General features: G+C 51.8%; 20 protein-coding genes, 1 tRNA gene and 1 pseudogene. 17 read left to right on the top strand and 5 right to left on the bottom strand.

Annotated elements, in window-relative coordinates; genetic code table 11:
- Nucleotides 1–120: 120 nt before the first annotated feature.
- The 3 genes from tca_RS07245 to tca_RS07255 are packed head-to-tail and all read left to right on the top strand — an operon-like array spanning nucleotide 121 to nucleotide 3,148.
- Entirely contained in the window at nucleotides 121–372 is a 252-nt protein-coding gene (locus tag tca_RS07245) for a cation-transporting P-type ATPase (protein WP_144245654.1), read from the top strand.
- Entirely contained in the window at nucleotides 372–2,840 is a 2,469-nt protein-coding gene (locus tca_RS07250; RefSeq protein WP_269899269.1) for a cation-transporting P-type ATPase, read from the top strand. Before tca_RS07245 ends, tca_RS07250 begins: the two co-directional genes overlap by 1 nt.
- A gap of 5 nt (nucleotides 2,841–2,845) precedes the next feature.
- Nucleotides 2,846–3,148: a hypothetical protein gene (locus tca_RS07255; RefSeq protein ID WP_048176031.1), complete on the top strand. Its 303-nt coding sequence runs from the start codon at nucleotides 2,846–2,848 to the stop codon at nucleotides 3,146–3,148.
- On the opposite strand, the gene tca_RS07260 is transcribed toward tca_RS07255, so the two are convergent.
- Complete coding sequence (locus tag tca_RS07260; RefSeq protein ID WP_048176032.1) at nucleotides 3,121–3,507, bottom strand: hypothetical protein; 387 nt, start codon at nucleotides 3,505–3,507, stop codon at nucleotides 3,121–3,123. The genes tca_RS07255 and tca_RS07260 overlap by 28 nt on opposite strands.
- Before the next feature lie 125 nt (nucleotides 3,508–3,632).
- Between tca_RS07260 and tca_RS07265 the strand changes: the two genes are divergently transcribed.
- Together tca_RS07265 and mthK are read left to right on the top strand one after the other, a co-directional pair.
- Nucleotides 3,633–3,908, top strand: a complete 276-nt coding sequence (locus tag tca_RS07265; protein WP_144245656.1) for a hypothetical protein — start codon at nucleotides 3,633–3,635, stop codon at nucleotides 3,906–3,908.
- Nucleotides 3,909–4,010: 102 nt separating this feature from the next.
- Nucleotides 4,011–5,021, top strand: a complete 1,011-nt coding sequence (gene mthK, locus tca_RS07270) for a calcium-gated potassium channel MthK (RefSeq protein WP_048176036.1) — start codon at nucleotides 4,011–4,013, stop codon at nucleotides 5,019–5,021.
- A 13-nt stretch (nucleotides 5,022–5,034) separates the two neighbouring features.
- On the opposite strand, the gene sfsA is transcribed toward mthK, so the two are convergent.
- Nucleotides 5,035–5,757, bottom strand: a complete 723-nt coding sequence (sfsA, locus tag tca_RS07275; RefSeq protein WP_048176037.1) for a DNA/RNA nuclease SfsA — start codon at nucleotides 5,755–5,757, stop codon at nucleotides 5,035–5,037.
- 181 nt (nucleotides 5,758–5,938) lie between these two features.
- On the opposite strand from sfsA, the gene cfbD reads away from it, so the two are divergent.
- The 9 genes from cfbD (at nucleotide 5,939) to tca_RS07320 (ending at nucleotide 14,026) form a co-directional block, all read left to right on the top strand.
- Entirely contained in the window at nucleotides 5,939–7,018 is a 1,080-nt protein-coding gene (gene cfbD / locus tca_RS07280) for a Ni-sirohydrochlorin a,c-diamide reductive cyclase catalytic subunit (RefSeq protein ID WP_269899270.1), read from the top strand.
- Nucleotides 7,018–8,022, top strand: coding sequence for a sugar phosphate nucleotidyltransferase (locus tca_RS07285; protein ID WP_048176040.1), 1,005 nt, complete (start codon nucleotides 7,018–7,020; stop codon nucleotides 8,020–8,022). Before cfbD ends, tca_RS07285 begins: the two co-directional genes overlap by 1 nt.
- Before the next feature lie 6 nt (nucleotides 8,023–8,028).
- Nucleotides 8,029–8,625, top strand: a complete 597-nt coding sequence (hisH, locus tag tca_RS07290; RefSeq protein WP_048176042.1) for an imidazole glycerol phosphate synthase subunit HisH — start codon at nucleotides 8,029–8,031, stop codon at nucleotides 8,623–8,625.
- A 22-nt stretch (nucleotides 8,626–8,647) separates the two neighbouring features.
- Complete coding sequence (locus tca_RS07295; protein WP_048176043.1) at nucleotides 8,648–10,006, top strand: AIR synthase-related protein; 1,359 nt, start codon at nucleotides 8,648–8,650, stop codon at nucleotides 10,004–10,006.
- A gap of 34 nt (nucleotides 10,007–10,040) precedes the next feature.
- Nucleotides 10,041–10,424 (top strand): hypothetical protein, encoded by a 384-nt coding sequence (locus tca_RS07300; RefSeq protein WP_048176045.1) that lies wholly within the window; start codon nucleotides 10,041–10,043, stop codon nucleotides 10,422–10,424.
- 71 nt (nucleotides 10,425–10,495) lie between these two features.
- A tRNA-Arg gene (locus tag tca_RS07305) sits at nucleotides 10,496–10,567 on the top strand.
- Nucleotides 10,568–10,782: 215 nt separating this feature from the next.
- Nucleotides 10,783–12,144, top strand: coding sequence for a coenzyme F390 synthetase (gene ftsA / locus tca_RS07310; RefSeq protein WP_084126285.1), 1,362 nt, complete (start codon nucleotides 10,783–10,785; stop codon nucleotides 12,142–12,144).
- A gap of 153 nt (nucleotides 12,145–12,297) precedes the next feature.
- Complete coding sequence (gene truD / locus tca_RS07315) at nucleotides 12,298–13,545, top strand: tRNA pseudouridine(13) synthase TruD (protein WP_048176048.1); 1,248 nt, start codon at nucleotides 12,298–12,300, stop codon at nucleotides 13,543–13,545.
- Nucleotides 13,546–13,630: 85 nt separating this feature from the next.
- A complete protein-coding gene (locus tca_RS07320; protein ID WP_048176049.1) occupies nucleotides 13,631–14,026 on the top strand; it encodes a DUF126 domain-containing protein in 396 nt (131 codons plus the stop codon).
- On the opposite strand, the gene tca_RS07325 is transcribed toward tca_RS07320, so the two are convergent.
- Nucleotides 14,023–14,370 (bottom strand): DUF5518 domain-containing protein, encoded by a 348-nt coding sequence (locus tag tca_RS07325; RefSeq protein WP_115892650.1) that lies wholly within the window; start codon nucleotides 14,368–14,370, stop codon nucleotides 14,023–14,025. The two genes, tca_RS07320 and tca_RS07325, sit on opposite strands and share 4 nt — an antisense overlap.
- A 260-nt stretch (nucleotides 14,371–14,630) precedes the next feature.
- Between tca_RS07325 and tca_RS07330 the strand changes: the two genes are divergently transcribed.
- A complete protein-coding gene (locus tag tca_RS07330; RefSeq protein WP_147299769.1) occupies nucleotides 14,631–15,083 on the top strand; it encodes a hypothetical protein in 453 nt (150 codons plus the stop codon).
- A gap of 204 nt (nucleotides 15,084–15,287) precedes the next feature.
- Here the strand turns inward: tca_RS07330 and tca_RS07335 are convergent.
- Nucleotides 15,288–15,452, bottom strand: a pseudogene (locus tca_RS07335) (class III signal peptide-containing protein); the annotation flags it as partial.
- Between the two features lie 95 nt (nucleotides 15,453–15,547).
- Between tca_RS07335 and tca_RS07340 the strand changes: the two are divergent.
- A complete protein-coding gene (locus tag tca_RS07340; RefSeq protein WP_231855280.1) occupies nucleotides 15,548–16,759 on the top strand; it encodes an amidohydrolase family protein in 1,212 nt (403 codons plus the stop codon).
- A 43-nt stretch (nucleotides 16,760–16,802) separates the two neighbouring features.
- Nucleotides 16,803–19,175, top strand: coding sequence for a heavy metal translocating P-type ATPase (locus tca_RS07345; RefSeq protein ID WP_115892648.1), 2,373 nt, complete (start codon nucleotides 16,803–16,805; stop codon nucleotides 19,173–19,175).
- A gap of 24 nt (nucleotides 19,176–19,199) precedes the next feature.
- Here tca_RS07345 and polC read toward each other — a convergent pair whose 3' ends face one another.
- Nucleotides 19,200–22,475, bottom strand: coding sequence for a DNA polymerase II large subunit (gene polC / locus tca_RS07350; RefSeq protein WP_048176670.1), 3,276 nt, complete (start codon nucleotides 22,473–22,475; stop codon nucleotides 19,200–19,202).
- Between the last annotated feature and the right edge of the window lie 29 nt (nucleotides 22,476–22,504).

Raw genomic sequence — 22,504 nt, forward strand, 5'->3', positions numbered from 1 at the left:
ATTTCAAGTGTAAGTCCCCTGGATGAAGCTGGTGGCTGTGCAACCACAGGATGGGATGATAGTATTACATTAATTTAATAATGAGGGTGGTGCGTTTCAAGTGTAAATGTGGTGTGAACCATGACAGCCATATATGAACTTGAAGTGGAGGAGGTCCTGCAGAGGCTTGAAACATCAGAATCAGGCCTTGACCCCCAGGAGGCGGAAAAACGCCTCAAGATTCACGGCCCCAACAAACTTGAGGAGGTCAAAAGAAGACCACTCATCCTGCTTTTTCTATCAAACCTCTACAACGTACTTGCGCTGCTGCTCTGGATCGCAGCCATACTGTCCTTCATACAGGCAATTACCAGCTCGCAGTCGCCATTGTAATGGTTATAATCATAAACGCACTCTTCAGTTTCTGGCAGGAATATGAGGCTGAAAAGGCAGCAGAGGCCCTTAAAAACATTCTGCCTGTGATGGTTAAGGTCATAAGGGCCTCAAAGGAGGTCCTGATACCCGCGGCTGATGTCGTGCACGGGGACGTCATAATCCTTGAGGAGGGGGACACCGTCCCGGCCGACGCAAGGATCCTTGAATCACACAACCTGAGGGTGGATGCATCAGCACTGACAGGAGAATCAAAACCTGTGAGAAAGGTATCACACCCGGTCAGGGAGGCTGATAACTACATAGACACAGAGAACATTCTCTTTGCAGGCACCCAGGTGACTTCAGGTACAGGAAGGGCCGCCGTGTTTGCAACCGGCAGGGACACCGAGTTCAGCAGGATAGCGGCACTCACACAGGAGGTGCGTGAGGAGCCCAGCCCTCTCCAGCGACAGATATCCCTGGCCGCAAGAATCATAGGGGCCCTGGCGGTTGCCATGGGTGTCATCCTCTTCCTGGTGAACCTTTACATAGTCAGACTCCCCCTTGAAACAGCATTCATATTCGCAATTGGTTTGATGGTTGCAAACGTCCCGGAGGGCCTTCTCCCGAGCGTCACACTCTCACTTGCGGCCTCCGCAAGGAAGATGGCCCGGGAAAACGCCCTTGTGAAGAGACTTTCCAGTGTGGAGACACTGGGATCAACGACAATCATATGCACAGATAAGACAGGGACCCTCACAAGGGGTGAGATGACGGTCAGGAAAATATGGATCCCCCATAAGGTCATCGAGGTCACAGGGTCAGGTTACAGACCAGAGGGTCAGTTCCTCTTCAGGGGGGAACCAGTGAGCCACAGGGACATGGCCGAGCTGAAGCTGCTCATGAGGGCAGCCACCTTCTGCAACGATTCGGCCCTCATACACGAGGAAGGTGAATGGAGTGTGCTGGGTGATTCAACCGAGGGCGCCCTCCTTGTTGCAGCCGAGAAACTGGGCTTTGATGCTGAGGCAGAACTCGAAGCGATGCCCAGGATAACAGAGCTCCCCTTTGACTCCAGGCGGAAATCAATGACCTCAATCCATGAGAAATCAGGAAAGAGGGTGGCCTACGTCAAGGGAGCGCCAAAGAAGATAATAGGATTATCGGAACGCATTTCTGTGGATGGGAGGGTCAGAGCCCTACATGAAGATGAGAAGGAAAGGATAATAGGCATACATGATGAAATGGCCTCGAAGGGTCTCCGTGTACTTGCCTTCGCATACCGGGAACTCCCAGAGGACCTTGAAGTCAGGGACCCCGGTGAGGTTGAGAGGGACCTTATACTGGTGGGCATGGCAGCCATGTATGATCCACCAAGGGAGGGGGTTAAGGAGGCTGTGGAGCACTGCAAGACTGCAGGTATAAGGATCATAATGATAACAGGCGACTATGGTCTCACAGCAGAGGCCATAGCCAGGGAGATCGGGATAGTGGAGGGTGAGTGCAGAATAATCAAGGGAAAGGAGCTGGATAAGCTCAAAGACACCGAACTCAGGGGTATACTGGCCAGGGAGAGGAACCTTATATTCGCAAGGGCTGTCCCTGAACATAAGATGAGGATAGCATCTGTCCTGGAGGACTCAGATGAGATCGTTGCCATGACAGGTGACGGTGTTAACGATGCACCCGCCCTCAGGAAGGCAGATATAGGTGTTGCCATGGGGAGCGGCACCGATGTTGCAAAGGAGGCAGCAGACATAGTCCTTGCAGATGACAACTTTGCAAGTATCGTGACCGCGGTCAGGGAGGGTCGTACGGTCTATGAGAATATAAGGAAGTTCATAACCTACATATTTTCTCATGAGACAGCTGAGATAGTCCCATTTATCATGATGGTTCTCTTCAGCATACCCCTCCCAATAACCATAATGCAGATACTCGCAATAGACCTTGGAACAGACACCCTACCGGCCCTGGCCCTTGGAAGATCCCCACCGGAGTCTGATGTGATGAAACTGCCACCGAGACCCCCCTCAGAGAGGCTCCTTAACAGGGAGGTCATCCTGAGGGGTTACCTGTTCACAGGAACAATTGAGGCAGCCCTCATCATGGCAGCATACTTCCTGGTTCTCTATTCAGGGGGATGGCTTCCAGGACAGGAACTTTCAGCCAGCGATCCCCTCTACATGAGGGCCACCACGGCGGTCTTTGCAGGTATAGTCATGGCACAGCTGGGCAATCTTCTCTCCTCACAGACCCTCCGTTCATCAGCACTTGAGGTGGGCCTCCTGAGGAACAGGTGGATACCGGCAGGTATGGTCTTTGCAATCTCGGTGATGCTCCTTGTTATCTATCTGCCACCACTGCAGCCCATCTTCGGCACATCCCCACCCGGAATCCGGGAGTGGTTCATCCTGATATTCTTCACACCCATCGTCTTTCTGACCGATGAGATGAGGAAGTTCATACAGAGGAGGCTGGCCTGAACATCATGGATTCTGGGATACTAATTTATCAGGGCCAGGAGTATGGAAGGGACCAGGATGAGAAGAATAAAAAAGAAAGGAGGAGGTCAGCGGAGGAGTGGGTCATCCTCAAAAGGCAAATCTACAGGTTAGCTGTGGAGGCTGGCTGGCCCCTCGAGTACATACTGGAGATGCCATACTCCTCCTTCACGGAGTGCCTGCTATCCTTCCAGGACCCACCCCGGCAGGGGCCAGCAGTGAGGGATGTTGAAGCGGAACTGGATAGGCTAAAAGAACTCAACTACAAGAGTGTGCGGCTCAGGACATAGTAGATTATGGCTAGAGGGATGACCACAATAGCAGCCGATGTATAGCAGTAGATGAGTAATATACCTATAAAGTAGAGCCCTGCGATGACTGCAATGACCTTAATCTTACGGGGGGCATCATCGAAGGATGTGTCCTTCCCATTGAACCATAGTATCGCGGCTAAACCAAAAGAGATCCATATGGGTTCTGAATGTCCTATGAGGGCGAAGGGGAGGGAAATCAATCCCACCGCAAGGGCTAGTTTCCTCAACTCAGTTTCCTTTGTTAGTTTTCCGCCGCATTCGCAGGTGTAATCATCAGGGTCCTCCCCATCATTTAGGGTGTAGGTTTCCCCGCATTCCTCACATTTCACCTTCATAGTAGAGTATTATGTCTGAAGAATTATGTAATCCTTACGGGGAGTTGTATGGTTGATCATACAGGGATACTAATTTATAGGGCCCGGAATGAACTATGATTAATTAAAGAAATGGAGGTGCTGGTATGAGATGGTTAGCTCTTCTCATGCTCATGATATTTGTGGCGGGTTCATCGATAGGGACCTGCATGGCCCACTCAGGGGATCCCCTGAAACCAGCCATGACGGGTAAGGCTGGCGGGGGGTTTAAGAGTTCATCAGGAAAACATATTGACCTCGACGACGATGATGATTCTGGTGGCGCTGATGATTCTGCAGGTGGGGACTGGCTATGGCTTCTTGTCCTTATCATTCTAATTGTTGTGATAGCTGTGCTGATTCTCCTCTATCTGAGGCGATGATAGACGAATGGCTGGTTGCGCATTCGCTGTTTACAGACAGTAACTGGATGCTGATGGGTGGTGGAATCTTTGACAGTGATTGATGAGTCCTGAGGGGATAGGATGGTCCTTGTAATTGAGATCATAAGAAAGCATCTTCCGAGGGTCTTAAAGGTCCCGGCCACGCGCATCCTCCTCCTTGTCCTTGCTGTGATCATCTACGGCACAGCAGGGTTCCATTTCATAGAGGGGGAGTCATGGACGGTTTCCCTCTACTGGACCTTTGTAACAATAGCAACCGTTGGTTACGGTGACTACAGTCCCTCAACGCCACTTGGAATGTACTTCACGGTAACCCTGATCGTATTTGGCATAGGAACCTTCGCGGTTGCAGTTGAAAGACTTTTAGAGTTCCTCATAAACAGGGAGCAGATGAAATTAATGGGGCTGATAGATGTGGCTAAATCAAGGCACGTGGTTATATGTGGCTGGAGTGAGAGCACACTGGAGTGCCTCAGGGAACTCCGGGGGAGCGAGGTTTTTGTACTTGCAGAGGATGAGAATGTAAGGAAGAAGGTCCTGAGGAGCGGGGCCAGCTTTGTCCATGGGGATCCCACGAGGATCTCTGACCTTGAAAAGGCCAATGTAAGGGGTGCAAGGGCAGTTATAGTTGACCTTGAATCTGATTCAGAGACCATACACTGCATACTTGGCATAAGGAAGATCGATGAATCAGTGAGGATCGTAGCCGAGGCTGAGAGATACGAGAACATTGAGCAGTTGAGGATGGCAGGGGCTGATCAGGTGATATCCCCCTTTGTCATATCAGGGAGGCTGATGTCGAGGAGCATCGATGACGGCTATGAGGCAATGTTTGTACAGGATGTACTCGCAGAGGAGTCCACAAGGAGGATGGTGGAAGTTCCGGTCCCCGCGGGGAGCAAACTTGAGGGAATCTCAGTTCTTGATGCCGACATCCATGAGGTGACGGGGGTTATCGTAATCGGAGTGGGACGTGGAGATGAACTCATAATAGATCCCCCCAGGGATTACTCCTTCAGGGCAGGGGATATAATACTGGGCATAGGAAAACCAGAGGAGATTGAAAGGTTGAAGGATTACATCGGGACCTGAACTTTCAGAGCCTTCAGGGCGATTCATCAGGCCAGAGTACGGATATTCTTCTGAGGGGATACACAAGGACGTTCCCATTGAGATCAGTGGCCATGGAGTGTGCTATTACATTCACACCCGCTTCATGGGCCCTTCTCAGTGCCGATGAAAATTCAGGATCCATCTCATGATTTGGGGAGAAAAAACGTGCCCCCTTACCGAATACAAGGAAGAGTACACTGCTGCGGTATTCCTCAGAGAGGGCATGTTCCAGTTCCTCAATGTGTCTCCTGCCCCTCTCTGTGGGCGCGTCAGGGAAAAGTGCAAGGTCTCTCCTGACAAGGGTGCAACCCTTAACCTCAACGAGCATCCTTTCATCTTCAGATGCCAGCAGAAAATCGATTCTGCTTCTACCGAAGCTGTATTCTCTTTTTTCTATCCTGAAACCCTGAAACTCATCCACGGCTGAGGACTCCATTACAATGGCGGCAAGGTCACTGTGGAAGCCCGAATTCACAAGTACCCACTCATCACCCCTCCTGAGGGCTATAACATCAAACTCTGTTTTCCGGTTTCCAGGGGGGGCCTTCCTCAGTATAATATCGTTTCCAGGTATCAGAAGTTCTCTGAGCCTCCCGGGATCCCTCAGGTGGGCCAGTCGCCTCTCACCATCCACATGAACAGCGACCGTGAACCTGTTGGGCCTTTCAATGTAGCTTCCCCTTATGGGGTTCTCTATGATCACAGCAACCATCATTATATATGTAAGCTTCTAAATGAATATTAATCAATCCATGGATATGAATCATGAGGAAGGACTTCTCATCCGGGGTCCCCCAATGCACCACTACAGACCCTTGAGGGTCGTTCTTGCAGGGATCCCGGGAACGACTGAGAGCCCATGTTTGCATCACTACAGACATTTGAGGTGAAGGAATTTGCATCCAAGACCCAGCCCAATAGCTGCATCACTTTACACACTCAGAGACCTTGACGCTGATGTGATAATCCTCCACGGCCCCCACGGCTGCTGCTTCAGGACAGGGAGACTCCTTGAAACTGACGGAGTCCGTGTTCTAACAACCGCGATGTCAGAGCAGGACTTCATCTTCGGGGCATCCGACAAACTCACAGAGACCCTCAGGAAGGCATATGAAATGTTCTCCCCCCAGCTTGTGGGTGTGGTGGGCACCTGTGCCAGCATGATAATCGGCGAGGACCTGAAGGAGGCTGTCCAGAGGGCCAGTATACCTGCAAGGGTCCTCGCCGTGGAATCCCATGGCGGCTTCGGGGAGGGTGATAACACCGAGGGTGCCATAATAGTCCTGGAGGCAGCTGCGGAGCAGGGTATAATCCCGGAAGAGGAGGCAAAGCGCCAGATAAAGATGCTGAAACTCGCAACCGAAATTGAGAAGACAAGGGGCATGGCTCAGGGGGAATACATCCGCCCATCCTACGGTGATGATAAGGATGAGGTGGCTCTGAGGGTCCTTGAAGCCATAATGGAAGGTAGAAGGGTGGCATTTGTCCTCAATGCCAAGAAGGAGACATCCTATCTATTCGCTGACATCCTGACCCTGCCCTTCAGTTCACTGAACCCTGATAACCCCCCCATTATAATCGCGAATCTTGATAGGGATGTTGGTCTTCCAAGGATACGGAGGCATGCAGAGAGCATACTATCAGAGATAGAGAGGAGCGGTAACAGGGTGGATCACATAACAGGTGGCCTGGATGAGTACCCCATAACCGGTGCAAGGGCCGCAGAAATATTAAGGAATGAGAAAATAGAGTTTGCAGTGGTATCCGGAGTTCCCCATGCACTTCCAGTTGAGGAACTGAATATTGAATCAGTGGCAGTTACCGATGGACCCAGACTCGTGGAGCCACTGAGGGGACTTGGTTACACCCATGTGGTGGCCGAGCTGGATGCCCATGCAAGGACACTGGGACAGAGCAGCATAGTGGAATCTGATTTTGGAGATGCCCTTAGAAGAAACATTGAAAAGGTGATATGATGGCTGAAACAGTTGGAATGATACTCTGCGGGGGATTCGGGAAACGCCTGAGACCCCTCACCGAGAGAATACCAAAACCACTCATTGAGATAAAGGATGGCTACACAATTCTTGACAAGCAGCTCTTTGACCTCAAAAATGCAGGCATAAAAAGGGCTTACCTCCTCACAGGCTTCCTCGGGGAAAAGATAGAGGAGAGGTATGGTGATAACTACAAGGGACTCAGAATAGAGTATGTAAGGGAGGAGAAACCACTGGGAACACTTAACGCAATAAGGCTTGGCATGGAGGCCATAGATGGAGAGAAACAGTGCATAATAAGGAATGGGGATGTTGTGGCTGACCTCAATATAAAGAAGATGATACACCTGGGTGAGATGTCAGATTACCCCCTAACCATGTTCATAACCAGGATGCAGTCACCCTACGGCATAGTTGAAACCAGCGGTGATAAGATAGTGAACTTCAGGGAAAAACCCCTCCTTGACTATTACATCAACGCAGGGGTCTACTTCTCCAAGGGAAACCTCGACTTCGGCGACTTTGAGTCAGGCGACATCGAAAAGACACTCTTCCCCCTCATGGCAAAGGAGAACAAGTTGGGCTACTACAGGGAGGATGGTCTCTTCTGGATGGCCATCGACACCTCCAAAGAACTTGAGGAGATAAGGAAGGAGTACCGTAACCGGGAGGACAAGCCATGGGGCTATGAGAAGATCCTCATAAACACCGAGAAGTACCTCACAAAGGAGCTCTTCATAAGGGAGGGCTACCGCACATCATTCCATTACCATGAGGAGAAGGATGAGACCATGTACATAATCTCAGGCTCAGGTTACATAGAATTCGATAACCGGAAGGAGTACTTCAGCAAGAACGACACCATCCGCATAGAGCCGGGAGAAAGGCACTCCATAGTGGCGATGGAGAACACCATACTCCATGAGGTGTCAACACCACACCTCAACGACACCGTGAGGGTCCAGGATTACTATACAAGGTGAGCTGTCTTGATAGCCATCATAGACTATGGAAGCGGAAACCTCAGGAGCATAGCCAATGCATTCAGGAGGATAGGGGCAGATGCCCGTGTGACATCCGATCCACAGATCCTTGCAGCCGCTGACGCACTCGTACTCCCGGGTGTCGGTGCCTTCGGAAGTGCGATGGCCAAACTCGAGGACCTGAGGGAAACCCTTCTGGGGAACATAAGGGACGGGAAACCCTTCCTGGGGATATGCCTAGGGCTTCAGGTACTTCTTTCAGAGAGCCAGGAATCTCCCGGTGTCCAGGGCCTTGACCTTATACCTGGAAGGGTAATAAGGATACCCCCTGGCAATAAGGTGCCCCATATGGGCTGGAACCAGCTGGTAATTGTGAAGGATTCACAGCTCCTTGAGGGTGCTGAGGATGAGTACTTCTACTTCGTCCACTCCTACTATGCTGAACCCTCCACCGATGTGGTCGTTGCAAGGACAGATTATGGGGTTGAGATGACAGCGGCCATCGAATCTGATAACATCCATGCAACCCAGTTCCACCCTGAAAAGAGCGGGGAAGCCGGACTGGATGTTCTAAGGAACTTTGTAGAGATAATCAGGGCATGAAAGATCAGTGAGAGGTTGGATAATGGATATAGAGGGATTTGTAAGGCGAAACATGGATTCCATGGATGAGGAGTCACTCAGGAACGCACTGGCTGACCTTATACTGGAATTCAAGGATACAGACAGGGAAACATCCATCCGGATGGCGGACGCGGTTATCTATGAGGTTAAGAATACCCTTAAAACCGGCGGACTGGACGACGGCCTCAGGACCATAATATCATACCCCCCTGCAGGGGTTGGAATGGGTGAGATGGGGGTCGGGTCCCGGGGTGAGGGCGACTTTTTTGTCCACAGGAAGATCGCAGATATCGTTTCAAGCACAGGGACACGTTCATTCATAAATCCTGAGGCACAGGATGATGGTGGCGTCGTAAGGACTGAAACAGGAAGTGGGGACGTATACATAACAACCGCAGTGGATGGGATACACTCACGCCTAAGCGAATACCCCTTCCTCGGGGGCTTCCATGTCACCAGGGCAGCCCTGAGGGATGTGTGTGTGATGGGTTCAAGGCCCGTGGCCCTCATAAGCGACCTCCACCTTGCAGATGATGGTGACGTCGGTAAACTATTTGACTTCACTGCAGGGGTTGCAGCAGTATCAGAACTCGTTGACGTCCCGGTGGTCGCCGGGAGCACCCTGAGGGTCGGGGGTGACATGGTCCTTGGTGACAGGCTTGTCAGCGCAGTCGGGGCCATAGGCTTTTCAGAGACACCACCAACAGCCAGGAAGCGTGCAGAGCCCGGAGACGTCATACTCCTAACAGAGGGGTCAGGAGGCGGGACAATAACCACAACCGCCATATACCATGGACTCTTCGATGTTGTATGGGAGACTCTTGACGTGAATTTCATAAGGGCCTCCGAGGCCATAATGGATTCAGGGCTCCTGGGCGATGTCCATGCAATGACAGACGTTACAAATGGCGGTCTGAGGGGAGATGCACATGAGATATCCTCAACAGCCGGGGTTGGACTGGAATTCGATGCCGATGCGGTCATGTCCATGATAAACCCCAGTGTCCTGGCGATGCTGCAGGACCTTGAAATTGACCCCCTCGGCGTCTCCATAGATTCGCTCATGATAATAGCCCCCGAGGACGTGGCCCCTGATGTTATGGACACCATAAGGGGTGCAGGCGTTGATGTTGCAGAAATAGGAAGGGTAACTGACTCAGGGGTCCCGGTTCTCCTGAGGGACGGTTCAGAGGAGGAACTCAGGCCACTCTTCCGTGAGGCAGCATACACCCAGATAAAGAAGATGGTGGGTGATAAAACACCCCAGGACTTTGAGGAGATGAAGAGGAAGGTTGAGGATGCTGCAAGGCGTGCCATAGAGAAGAAGGACATGGTGGTCCGGATGATCTCCAGGGAGTAGATCTAAGAGAGTACAGCCTTCTTGAAGGGATATCATGGATGATGGGGGCTACATATCCACAACCGACGCGGTTCTTGCACTCACAGTGGTCTTCATAGTAACGGCATCCGTCATCAACACGGACCCCCCGCTGGTCACCCCTGAATCTCCGAAAGCAGGGGATGTCCTTGATGCCATGGCGTCCTATCCATCAGGTGAAAGCATACTGGATGGCCTTGCAGAGTCTCCTGACCCAACCATGGCATCGGATTTCCTCAACAGGACCCTTGAGGGGATGGACTACAATCTCACAGCTGACAGGGGGACCGGTGAGGTTACCGTTGCATCCCGTGGTTCAATGGAGGATGCAGAAGACATAGACGTGGCTGTGAGGTCGCGGGGAAACGTCACCTTCAGACTCTATCTATGGAAACCCTGATGCAAGACTTAAATACCTGCATGGAAAATTATTAATATAGGATGGTATAAACTACCCTTCACTCTCATTTTGCCCTGATAGTGTAGCGGATATCACGTAGGACTGCGGATCCTATTACCCGGGTTCAAGTCCCGGTCAGGGCACTCACCTTCACATTAAAATCCACTGATTCTATTTAAAGGGCGAAACCATCAAGTAACTGCGTCCGTCCCAGTGTACCGTCTGATCTGGAATCAGCGCTGGAAGCGGAACCTGAAGCGGACCGTCAGCAAATCTCTTCTCATTCTTGCTCTGATCATGTCGGGATGGAGATCATCAGCAAATCTTTATTTCATGGACGACAAACTAATGTCTGGAGATGGTGGTTGTTATGGGGACCTACTTCAATCCTGAAATAGAGACCATGGAACGTGGCGAATTGGACGCCCTTGTAGAGGAGAGGATAAGGTACACAGTTAACTATGCATATGAAAACTCTCCATTCTACAGCAAATGGTTCAGGAAGAACAATATCAGGCCCTCAGATATAAAGAGTCATGAGGACCTCAGGGAGCTCCCTATAATAAGCGGTGAAACAGTAAGGAAAAACCAGCCACCTGAAAAGGACAGATTTGAATTTAAATGCGCCCCCTGGGAGGAGATCTACACCATCCATGAGACCAGCGGCACCAGCGGAAGACCAAAGTCCTTCTTCCTCACATGGGGGGACTGGCAGAGGTACGCAGAGAAGTATGCGAGGTCCTTTGTATCCCAGGGATTTGAAACAGGTGACCGGGTCGTCGTATGCGCATCCTACGGCATGAATGTCGGGGCCAACACGATGACACTGGCAGCACAGAAGATAGGAATGACAATAATACCTGAGGGCAAATGCACATTTCCTGTGAGGATAATGGAGAACTACCAGCCAACAGGGATAGTTGCAAACGTATTCAAACTGCTGAGGCTCGCAAGGCGAATGAAGGAGCAGGGAATTGATCCCAGGGAGTCAAGCATAAAGAGGCTGGTGGTCGGTGGTGAAAGCTTTGCGCCGGAATCAAGGGCATACGTCGAGGAACTGTGGGGAGTTGATGTCTACAACACCTATGGGAGCACCGAGGGGACCATGTGTGGGGAATGCCACATCAAGGAGGGACTCCACGTCCCCGAGGACCTCGTACACCTGGATGTCTATGACCCCAACCTCAGGGACTTCGTTGATGATGGGGAATGCGGCAGGATAGTCCTGACAACCCTGCTACCCGTTGGTGAGAGGACCGGCACACTCCTGCTCAACTATGACACCGAGGACACAACCGTGGTCATATCAAGGGACACGTGCAGGTGTGGAAGGACCCACATGAGGATAATGAACCCTGAAAGGGAGGCAGAGACCTTCTGGATCTCCGGTCATCCATTCAACCGTGTTGACGTTGAGGCAGCGGTTTTCCAGAGGGAGAACATGGATTACCTCACAGGAGAATATGAGGCCTTCCTCTACGGGGACGAGGATGAGGGCACAGTGACCATGAGGGTCTCCCTTGAATGTGAGGATCCAGGAAACTGCGCCAAGGAGATAATCCAGGAGAACTTTATAGGGGCCTTCTTCAAATATAAGAGGGACCTGCATGATGCCTACCTTGAGGGAACATTTGAGATAATATTCAACTTCGTAGGGCCAGGCGAACTCGAATTTTATAAGGTTAAGGGCAGGCCCAAGCGTATAGTGGATAGGAGATAGTCCAGCTAAGGTTGGGATGTAGGGCAGACATCATCATGGACGGATAGTTTCAGGGAACTGGGCCTTCCTTCAGTGGATAGCGAATTATATAATTAAAATGGTGCTGAATGCAGAAACATTATCGACTGAGTACATAAATTCTGGAGTAAAACGATGCTGAATGCAGAAACCTATGTCACATCAACAGAGGGGACCGGTGGAAGAATAAGGGTGCATAACAGGGACTTTGAGGTGGAGGAGATCCCCCTCACAGAGCCCAGTGGCAGCGGCCCCAACACATGGATATGGATAGAGAAGGAGGGCAGGACAACCCTAGACGTCCTCCTCGACATTGCAAGGGAACTCCACCTTGACAGGAGAAGGATGGGATTCGCTGGCATGAAGGATAAGAGGGCCGTCACCAGACAGTGGATATGTGTGAGCAACACAGCACCCTCAGAGGTTAAGGCCATAGAGGAAAGGATAAGAAACGTTAAATTCCTCAGGGTCACAGCAAATGAGAAGAAACTCCGGATGGGTCAGCTGCTGGGCAACCGTTTCAGGATCCGGATAAGGGACACCGAAATCGATGAACCCCTGGAGACAGCCAAGGCCACCCTCCAGGAACTTGAGGCTAAGGGTGTCCCGAATTACTATGGCTGGCAGCGCTTTGGGAGTCCAAGGGCAAACACGCACCTTGTTGGACGGGCACTTGTCCATGGCGATGTAAAGGGCGCGGTTGACAGCTACATAGGTAACCCCCTTGAGGGGGAATCAGAGATTGTTTCAGAGGCCAGGAGGGCCTATGACAGGGGCGACCTTGAGGAGGCATATGAGCTCATGCCATCATCAATGAGGTATGAGAGGATGATGCTGAGACCGATGCTCAGGGATCTACGTAGGGGTGAGTTCTCAGACGAATCATACGTGAGGGCCATCCATGCACTTCCGAAGCCCCTGAAGAGGATGTTCGTCCACGCCTACCAGTCATACCTCTTCAACCGGGCAGTAAGTGAGAGGGTGGCCCTCGGCATAAACACCCACATCCCCGGCGATATAGTCATTGATAATGACCAGCACATAATACATGACGCTGATCAAGATGAACTGGAGGAGCTGATCCTCAACTTCGAGGCCCATCCGACAGCACCATTATATGGCAGCAAGGTCCCCCTTGCCAGTGGAAGGCCCGGTGAGATTGAGAGGAGGATACTTGAGGATGAGGGAGTGTCCCTTGAGGACTTCAACTCAATAAAGGTCCCCAAACTGGGAAGCCATGGCATGAGGAGGGCGATACGCTTCAGGATATGGGACGTGGATGCCCATGAGAGCCAGGAGGGCCTTACAGTTGAATTCTCAATACCCAGGGGGTGCTATGCAACCTCTGTTTTAAGGGAGATCATGAAAAAGGATGTTGTCTAGGTCTTCAGACATGCAGGTGGGTCCATGGATTTTACTGAATATCCGTGACCACTTACTGAATGATTAAAGGTATGGAGATGATCCGGTGGAAGTTGACTGCAGAGTTATATCACGTGGAAAGGGAAGAGGTCCAGTTCTGGTATCAACTGAACCATTGAGCTTTCTCGGAGGAGTTGATCCCGGCACGGGGAGGGTTATTGACCAGAAACACCCCCTCCATGGCAGGAGCATGAAGGGGAAGGTTCTCCTCATACCCGGCGGTAAGGGCTCCACGGTGGGGTCCTATGTCATATTTCAGATGGCAAAGAACGAAACAGCTCCGGCCGCCATAATATGCCTGAACGCGGAGCCAATAATCGCAACCGGGGCCATAATGGCCGGCATACCCATGGTGGACAGACCCTCGGAGGACCTCCTCGGTCTTCTGGAGGATTCAATGGAGGTTGAGGTGGATGCTGAGGAGGGAAAAATAAGGTTCTAGTCCCTGAAGGACCCCAGTATGCTGCCGGCGCTCCCACCAAGGAATCCAAGGCTCATATCACCTGCAAGGGCGTATATAAGTATTGAGAGGATCGGCATATTCATGATACCAGTTTTGATGTAGACCATGAGGATGTTTATGATGCCAACGGCGGCCCCCATGATAACCCCATTCACCGCACCGTTGAGATAATCCTTATCTGCGATGTAACCGCAGGCCACAGAGGCCAGGAGAATTGAAAGCACGCCCATCAATGAGGGGATCAGTAATCTGAGGAGGGGTCCAAGGATGACTGTAAGGATGATACCAGAAACAACTGCCTTCCAGTTAACTTCAATTTCCATCATCGATCACCATGAATAATAATTTATGATGGATATATAATGTTATGGTCGGATTGGTAATGATGCCCCAGATAAAAGTAAGAACTTGCTGGACCAGAGATTCATTCATGGGATAATTCGAACGGTTTTTGGGTGCTAAGGAGTTGCATTTCATGGTTATTGATGATTTTAATGATTATAAGCTCTCATTTTTTGATGATAAATGGGTACCGGTTTTTCTGATCGTCTGGTTAACGGTGTTCCTCCTTTCCCATCCTGACATGAACTTTAAGCTCCTGGCGGGACTGATCTTTTCCGCCATAATAATCGTCTATAAACCGGAGGGATTCCTTGATGGCCATAAAAGGAGGATCTTCATCTTAACAGTCATAATGTATCCCCCCGCTGAATTTGCACTGAAGCTACTGGCTGCCTCAGGGCCCCTTGCAGTGAACATGGCCGAGCACTTTACTGCGGGTCTTGTGGTGGCAATTTATCTTTCAACACTCCTCCATGGCGCACTCAAAAAACTGAGCCAGTGGGAGAGGTTCATGTTCACGGTATCGGCTGCAGTCCTCTTCTGTCTCTTATATGAAATCACAGGGTTTTTAATCTACTATGAGCCATCTGCTGCCCTGTACTCAGACACAATGAGGGACCTCTCAATGAACATGGCCGGCGCGGTCATGGTAGCTGCACTCATCTCCGACTATGAGGGAAAATCTAGAATATAGGTTTTTATGTTCTCGGTAACGATGGATGAGTTACAGCAGATAGTACTGAGAAAATCTAGAATATAGGTTTTCATGTTCCTGGATGGGGCCAGCAGTTCAAGCTGCTCACGGGAACGATGGGGGTATCGGTTCTGGCTCCGGGCCAGGGCCGGAGGTGTTATTTGTCGGGGGGTTCTCAGAGGCACTTCCACTATCGGTACTGCAGCGTACCTCCCCGGTGTCCTGGGCAGAGTTTAGTCTGCTCCTCTGGAAGTAGGACCTGTAGATTATCAGTGCGAGTATTGCAATGACCACCATGGCTCCGAAGAGGAGTATGTATTCTGAGGATGACTGACCGGATTCATCCAGTAAAAATGATTCAGAAAACATGTAGATCAGCCCCTAAATCTATATAGGTTCCGTTGTATATATATTTTCCTTACAGAATTGAAGGTGACCATAAGGGTATTTTCAGGGGTTTTTCCATGAGATTTGCAGTGAAGGGTGAAGTTCTGGACATCCATTCAGGGGAGCATGAAAGGAGGTACGTGCTTGTTGATAGGGGGAGGATAACCGCCATTGAGAGTAGTGTCACAGGTGTTGAGGTTATTGATGCCTCTGATAAGTTCATTCTCCCCGGCTTCATTGACCTGCACACCCATCTAATGGAAGATGGGTTCAGGACAGAGAGCAAACTTGAGGATCCACTCTCACTCTACTTCTACAGGGCCCTTGAGAACATGAGGGCAACCCTCCAGGCAGGTGTTACAACGGTAAGGGACGCTGGCCTTGCAGACCTCGGTGTTAAGATGGCCTCCGACAGCCACATCATCCAGGCGCCCAGGATGCAGATAAGCGTCACGCCCCTATCAATCACAGGAGGCCACTTCGACTTTCACACAAGATCCGGACTCAACATTGAAAGGAGATACAGGGGGCTACCCTCCGGTATCTGTGATGGGATCCCATCTGTGAGGAAGAGGACGAGGGAGGTCCTGAGGGCAGGGGCGGATGTTGTTAAGGTAATGGCGACTGGTGGAGTCATGAGCAGCACGGACAGACCATCGGACACCCAGTTCACACCGTCAGAACTTGCAGCCATAGTTGAGGAGGCATCATTCAGGGGTAAAAATGTTATGGTCCATGCCCATGGTCTCCAGGGGATAAAGAATTCCATAAAGGCGGGTGTTCATTCAGTTGAACATGGAACATACCTGGATAAAAGGACCGCCAGGTTGATGGCTGAAAGGGGCGTCTACCTGGTACCAACATTCCTGGTAACCCGCCTCAACAACGATAAGGCCCTGAGGGGAGAACTGGCGGAATACAGCCGCAGGGACGCCATTGAGGTGGCAGAAGTCCACAGGGAGAACATGGAGATGGCCTACAATGAGGGCGTGCGGATGGTTATGGGCACAGATTCAGGTGTTGTTGAGCATGGAATGAACCTGCTTGAACTATCCTACCTTACAGAGACCGGCATGGAACCACTGGAAGCCATAAGGGCTGGAACCATACATGCAGCCGAATGCATGGGGTGGGAGGACAGGATAGGTTCAATAGAAAAGGGTAAAATTGCAGATATTGTTGTAACTGAGGTGAATCCGGTGGAGGAGATAGACGAACTCTCCAGGCCCGGGAACGTGCTCCTGGTTGTGAGGGATGGCATAATCTACAGGGATGAGCTGGTCTCTTGATTGGCTGAAGTTCAGGTTGAATCATGGATCTGGTGGAATGTAAATGAAAAGAATAACGATAAGGATAGGCGGGATGGGGTGCGCTGCATGCGCACTGAAGATCGAGGAGGCCCTCAGAAAACTGGATGGAATCCGCGATGCTGCGGTCAACCTGGTTGAGGGAAAGGTTTCAGTTGAGTATGACCCCCGGAGGGTTGATCTCTCCGATATGGAGGGCGCCATTGAGGAAGCCGGCTACACTGTACTCAATGAGAACATAGCCATGGCTGTGGGTGGCATGAGCTGTGCGATGTGTGTACAGAAAATAGAATCCGCCCTGAGGGGACTTGAGGGCGTAAGCAATGCCACAGTCAACCTCGCAGCTGAAAAGGCCTACATCTCCTATAACCCATCCCTGACCTCTGTGGAGGACCTCAAAAGGACGGTGGAGGATCTAGGGTACACCGTGAGCGGTCTGGAGGGTGAAGAGATCAGTGAGGACCTGAAACCAAAAATTAGAAGAATAATAGTGGGTTTCGGAGTGTCAGTCCCCCTGATGGCGATGATGTACCTCGGTCTACAGCCCCCCGGCGGGGGTATATCCATGCTGCTGGTGTCAATCATACCATTCATCTATGTCTCAGGACCGATATTCAGGGGGGCCCTCAGATCACTGAGATCCGGGACACTTGACATGGATGTAATGTACTCAATGGGTATAGGAGTGGCCTTCCTGTCAAGCATCCTGGGCACCGCAGGGATTCTACCATCCGATTTCATGTTCTATGACACCGCACTTATGCTGGCATCCTTCCTCACCCTTGGAAGGTACCTGGAGGCAGGTGCCCGGGGTAAAACGTCAGAGGCTGTGAGGAGGCTCATGGAACTCCAGCCAGACACCGCCACGGTCCTCAGGGACGGCAGGGAGGTTGAGGTGAGGATCCACGAGATAGATGTGGGTGATGAGGTAATTGTGAGACCAGGGGACAGGGTACCCGCCGATGGAAAGGTTGTGGAGGGATCCTCCTATGTGGATGAGTCCATGATAACAGGTGAGCCCCTCCCGGCCCTTAAAACACCCGGATCAGAGGTCGTTGCAGGTACAATAAACACTGACGGCATCCTGAGGTTCAGGGTTGAACGCACCGGTGATGAAACCTTCCTTTCAGGTATAATAAAACTCGTTGACGAGGCCCAGGCATCAAAGCCTCCCATACAGAGGATTGCTGACCGGGCAGTATCCTATTTCATACCCGCAGTTCTGCTTGTTGCAGCATCAGCCTTCCTCTTCTGGTACCTTGTTGAGGGTGCAGGGTTACTCCTGTCCATCACGGTTCTCATATCCGTACTTGTGGTGGCCTGTCCATGCGCACTGGGCCTTGCAACACCAACCGCTGTCACAGCGGGTATAGGCAGGGGCGCTGAACTTGGAATACTCATAAAGAAGGGTGAGGCCCTTGAGGTATCCGACAGGATATCGTGCGTGATCTTCGATAAAACAGGCACACTGACACTGGGAAGGCCCAGGGTCACAGACATGGTTGGTGATGTGCTGGGCCTGGCAGCGGCTCTTGAGAGAAAATCCAGGCACCCCATTGCAGCTGCAGTAACTGAGAGGGCCGAGGAGGAGGGGGTTGACGTCCCGGAGGCCGAGGACTTCCGGGCCATACCCGGCATGGGACTTGAGGGAAGGGTGGACTCACACCATGTACTTGCAGGTAACCGGGCCCTCATGGAGAAATACGGCATCCCCCTGGAGCACTGGGACCCTGAAAAATTTGAATCAGATGGGAAGACGGTGGTCATAGTCGCAGTGGATGGCGAGGTGAAGGGGATCATAGCGGTCTCAGATGAGATAAAGCCTGGTTCAGCGCGGGCTGTCAGGGAACTGGAGAGGATGGGAATAGGCACTGCAATGATAACCGGGGACAACAGGAAAACCGCGGAGGCTGTGGCCCGTGAGGTGGGGATAGGGACCGTGATTGCAGAGGTCCTCCCACAGGATAAGGCAACAAGGGTGGCCGAGCTTCGAGAGAGGGGTGAAGGAGTCGCCTTTGTCGGGGACGGTATAAACGATGCCCCCGCACTTGCAGAGGCCGACCTCGGAGTGGCGGTTGGTAGCGGAACAGACATAGCCAGGGAGGCCGGTGAGGTGGTCCTCATGGGAGATGACCCCCTTGATGTTCCAGCGGCCCTCCAGCTGGCAGGGAAGGTCATATCAAGGATCCGGCAGAACATCTTCTGGGCCTTCGCCTACAACGTTGTGCTGATTCCACTGGCTGCCGGAGCCCTTTACCCCCTGGGAATCGTATTCAGACCAGAATACGCGGGTCTGGCAATGGCCCTCAGTTCAGTGACAGTGGTATCCCTCTCACTCACCCTCAGGGGATACACCCCACCTGCAAGAAGGTTGAGGGAGAGGCAGGGAGAAGGTTAATCTCAGGAGCTGGAGCGTAAATCGTTAGAGGAATACGTCGAGTGAGCTCTGTTTTGAGCGGTCACTTTCAAAGAGGGAGTTGACACCGTACTCCAGTATCTCGATGCGCTGCATCAGGTAAGGATCTATGGGGTACCTTGATGCGAGTTCCTTTGATATCTCAAGGTACTTTATGACGGAACCCTTGGAGACGGTGAGCACAAGGTTACCCCCGCATCTGCACTCCCCGCTGAGGGGTATGCGACGGTACTTCCGGTTGCACTTTGTGCACCGGACCTTCTGGCGTGAGAAGGCCCTTATGTTACCCATCATGTCAGGGAGGAAGTGTGACATGAGGACTCCCTCAACAACACTCCGCTGATCAACGGCCCTTATCTTCTCTGCAAGGGTTATCTGTGATTCCACCTTCTCCTTCATGGTCGGTAGCAGCTTGTAGAGGCACACCTTCGGGCCCTCATCTATCCGGGAAGTGTTATGAGAGAACATGAGGCCAGTGTACTGTTCAGGCTTCCCGAGGCGCTTCTCAACGTTGTCTATAACATCAAGCACTTCCGATGGCCTCGGGTGGTCAAAACTCCTTTCATAGACCTCCAGGGGTATCATGTCCATGGCGTCTATGTTGTGGGATTCATCATCGATTTCCTCTGGATCTATCCTGGTGGATAAAACAAGGGGGGCGTCCATGCTGCCACCCCTTGAACTGGGTAGATAGGACTTTGAAAAGTTGAGGAGGGCGTCCAGTAGGAGCATCACCGAGTCCTCATCACTGTCGCAGTTCCTCCTCTTGGCTGAATGGAAGTAGGGGTGGGCGTAGCATGCAGATGCACCTGTAAATCCTATGATTCTTCCAAGGACAGCTGCAGAGGTGTGGGGTGCTAGGCCGGCTATCAGGTGACCCACAAGGTCCTCCCTTGTTTTAACATTGTAGAACCTTTCAAGGTCATAGAACCTCTCGAGGAGGTCATCGACGAAGTTTGCAACCCTCAACAGGTAGTCTGCACAGTCCTCGGAGATGACAACATCCTGGACCCTCAGTTCAAGTATCTGGTCCTCATCCTCAAGTTCATCTCCATAGCAGTCCCTGGTGTAGCCAAGCTCCCTGAGCCTTTCAACACTCACACCCACCTCACGGGGCGTGAAGTGTGTCAGGGGGAGGTCTGTGGAATCATGGCGTATCGTGGCATCCTTGAAGGTGTAAACATCATTTTTGGCCCTCAGTATACCCTTTTCGAGGGGTTCAGGGAATTTTTCGCTGGATATCATACCCTCAACCCCCTTTATTTCATCTAACTTACGCACAGAAACATTTTCAGCCGCCCTTTTCAGAAGGGCCGCCAGGTTGATATTTCTCTTACCTGGCTCTCCTATCACGGTCCTTGAGCCGCAGCTCGGGCAGATGGACTGCATGGAGCTGACCCTGCATGATGGACAGGTGGCACGTCCTATTTCAACGGTAATGGAACCCTTCTTTGCAGCGTCGGGTATGTTACGCCGGCTACCCCCATACTTTCCGATGGGGAAGAGGACATGGGGGGCTGGTCTCATCTTTCTCTCCTTGGTCTTTTCAGGCCGCCCGACACGTGTGCCGATGTAGGTGGGGGCCTTCTTCATTATTCTGACCGGGGAGACCCTGTTCAGTGCCTCCACAGTATCAGATGAATCCTCAAGGGGCTTCCTGAGGGTCTTTATAAGTGCATGGGCGTCATCATACCCTATAACTACCCTGGAATCCTTCACCCTGTGAGGGACCCCAAGGATCTCCAGTATCCTCTTCTCTGGTCTGAGCTCAAGAACTAGTTCATCCTCCAGCTGTGAGGTGTTAAGCCACTCCCTGAGCATGTTGAGTTCCCTGACGGTCACATCATGATAGAAGTAGGTGTAGCGTGGATGCAGGGGTACATCGTATTCCTCTGAAATCCTGAAGGCATCCCCGGCACTCACCTCCAGTTCATTCCAGCGGGTCCTGTAGTATGATAGGTTGAGGGGGTCGTCCCCGGGATATTTAGGGGATGAGAGGATGGTCTGCATCCACCACTCCTCGCACCAGCCCGCCGGCATCAGGACGTGGTTGTTCCTTAAAAATTCACCGAAGGCCACCAGCATATCACCGAGGAAGAGTATCTCCTCAACCTCTGACCTGACCCGGGACGCGGTTTCAGCATCCTCAATCCGTATAACGTCACCGTTCCTGAGTTTGACCACGGGTCCATCTATTGTGTCGACCGGGACCACACAGTTACCCTTACCTGGCCTTTCGATTTTCATCTGGGTCCCGACGGCCAGAAACTGGAGGAGCTCCATTGTGGCAGGGTGCACCCCCATGGCTGCAAGGCCGGTGTTACGGGCCCTCCCGTACCTCAAACGGAAGGCACCCTTCTCTGAGGGGTAGGCAAGGACGGGTCTTCCACCTATTATATCCTCAACGTATTTGCTGTCTGCCTTCACAACAACCTTTTCCTCTCCTTCACCCTTCTTGGGTGCCTTTGAGAACTTTTCAAGCCAGTCCCAGCCCTCAAGTTTCAGCTGCTTGGCATACTTGAGGACCTTGGGTGCCTTCTGTATAACCCCCTCAACCATGGCCAGGAGGGCGCCCCCACGGATGTTGTTTGTTTCAACCCTTTCAAGGTCCCTGTGGGACACCTCCACCTTATCCGTGGGTTCCCCTGTCACCTCAACAGGGATTTTGCTGGCTGCAAGGCGCACCTCATCGGGCTTCGGTGAGTACTGGAGGTTCGTGACCTCTGATTCATAGAGTTCAACCTCCTCAACGTACCTTTCAATCTCCCTCTCTACTGGTTTGTACCTGTCCAGACCCACAGCCAGGCGTATGTAATCTGCTATGAGGACTGAGAGGGCGGCGGCTGTACCCCCTGCGCTCCTGATGGGCCCTGCGAAGTACACTGCCAGGTACCTGGATTTGTCGAAGTTTTCCTTTATCCTGACTTTGGCTATACCCTCAAGGGGCGCTGCAACCACGCCCTCAGTGAGTATTGCAAGGGCGGTCCTCAGGGCCTGATCTGCCAGTTTTTCCCTCTCCTCGGGGTCATCGTCGGGAACAGCCTGGGAGGCTATCTCAGCCGCGATCTGGAATGCAACCTCCTCACGTCCCCTGTCAGCTTCAAGTTCCTTTATTCTCCTGGCTATTCCCTCGGGACCAACAAGCCCCTCAACACGTTCAGCAAGATCCTTGGCAAGCGGTATCTCAGGGGTGGTGCTTACATCAAGCCCCCTGGACCTCGCCTTTCTTGCGATCTCATAGAGGCGTTCTGTCTCCCTTTCAAGCTCATTGAAGTAGTCCATCATGATACATCACACGTAAACCTGAACTC

Source organism: Methanothermobacter sp. EMTCatA1 (assembly GCF_002356395.1).
GTDB classification, from domain to species: domain Archaea; phylum Methanobacteriota; class Methanobacteria; order Methanobacteriales; family Methanothermobacteraceae; genus Methanothermobacter; species Methanothermobacter thermautotrophicus.

What these genes read in the sequence shown, in the direction of transcription:
- tca_RS07245 (WP_144245654.1), top strand. Translation starts at nt 121, where the DNA reads ATGACAGCCATATATGAACTTGAAGTGGAGGAGGTCCTGCAGAGGCTT.
- tca_RS07250 (WP_269899269.1), top strand. Translation starts at nt 372, where the DNA reads ATGGTTATAATCATAAACGCACTCTTCAGTTTCTGGCAGGAATATGAG.
- tca_RS07255 (WP_048176031.1), top strand. Translation starts at nt 2,846, where the DNA reads ATGGATTCTGGGATACTAATTTATCAGGGCCAGGAGTATGGAAGGGAC.
- tca_RS07260 (WP_048176032.1), bottom strand. Translation starts at nt 3,507, where the DNA reads ATGAAGGTGAAATGTGAGGAATGCGGGGAAACCTACACCCTAAATGAT.
- tca_RS07265 (WP_144245656.1), top strand. Translation starts at nt 3,633, where the DNA reads ATGAGATGGTTAGCTCTTCTCATGCTCATGATATTTGTGGCGGGTTCA.
- mthK (WP_048176036.1), top strand. Translation starts at nt 4,011, where the DNA reads ATGGTCCTTGTAATTGAGATCATAAGAAAGCATCTTCCGAGGGTCTTA.
- sfsA (WP_048176037.1), bottom strand. Translation starts at nt 5,757, where the DNA reads ATGATGGTTGCTGTGATCATAGAGAACCCCATAAGGGGAAGCTACATT.
- tca_RS07285 (WP_048176040.1), top strand. Translation starts at nt 7,018, where the DNA reads ATGGCTGAAACAGTTGGAATGATACTCTGCGGGGGATTCGGGAAACGC.
- tca_RS07295 (WP_048176043.1), top strand. Translation starts at nt 8,648, where the DNA reads ATGGATATAGAGGGATTTGTAAGGCGAAACATGGATTCCATGGATGAG.
- tca_RS07300 (WP_048176045.1), top strand. Translation starts at nt 10,041, where the DNA reads ATGGATGATGGGGGCTACATATCCACAACCGACGCGGTTCTTGCACTC.
- ftsA (WP_084126285.1), top strand. Translation starts at nt 10,783, where the DNA reads ATGGTGGTTGTTATGGGGACCTACTTCAATCCTGAAATAGAGACCATG.
- truD (WP_048176048.1), top strand. Translation starts at nt 12,298, where the DNA reads ATGCTGAATGCAGAAACCTATGTCACATCAACAGAGGGGACCGGTGGA.
- tca_RS07325 (WP_115892650.1), bottom strand. Translation starts at nt 14,370, where the DNA reads ATGGAAATTGAAGTTAACTGGAAGGCAGTTGTTTCTGGTATCATCCTT.
- tca_RS07330 (WP_147299769.1), top strand. Translation starts at nt 14,631, where the DNA reads ATGAACTTTAAGCTCCTGGCGGGACTGATCTTTTCCGCCATAATAATC.
- tca_RS07340 (WP_231855280.1), top strand. Translation starts at nt 15,548, where the DNA reads ATGAGATTTGCAGTGAAGGGTGAAGTTCTGGACATCCATTCAGGGGAG.
- tca_RS07345 (WP_115892648.1), top strand. Translation starts at nt 16,803, where the DNA reads ATGAAAAGAATAACGATAAGGATAGGCGGGATGGGGTGCGCTGCATGC.
- polC (WP_048176670.1), bottom strand. Translation starts at nt 22,475, where the DNA reads ATGGACTACTTCAATGAGCTTGAAAGGGAGACAGAACGCCTCTATGAG.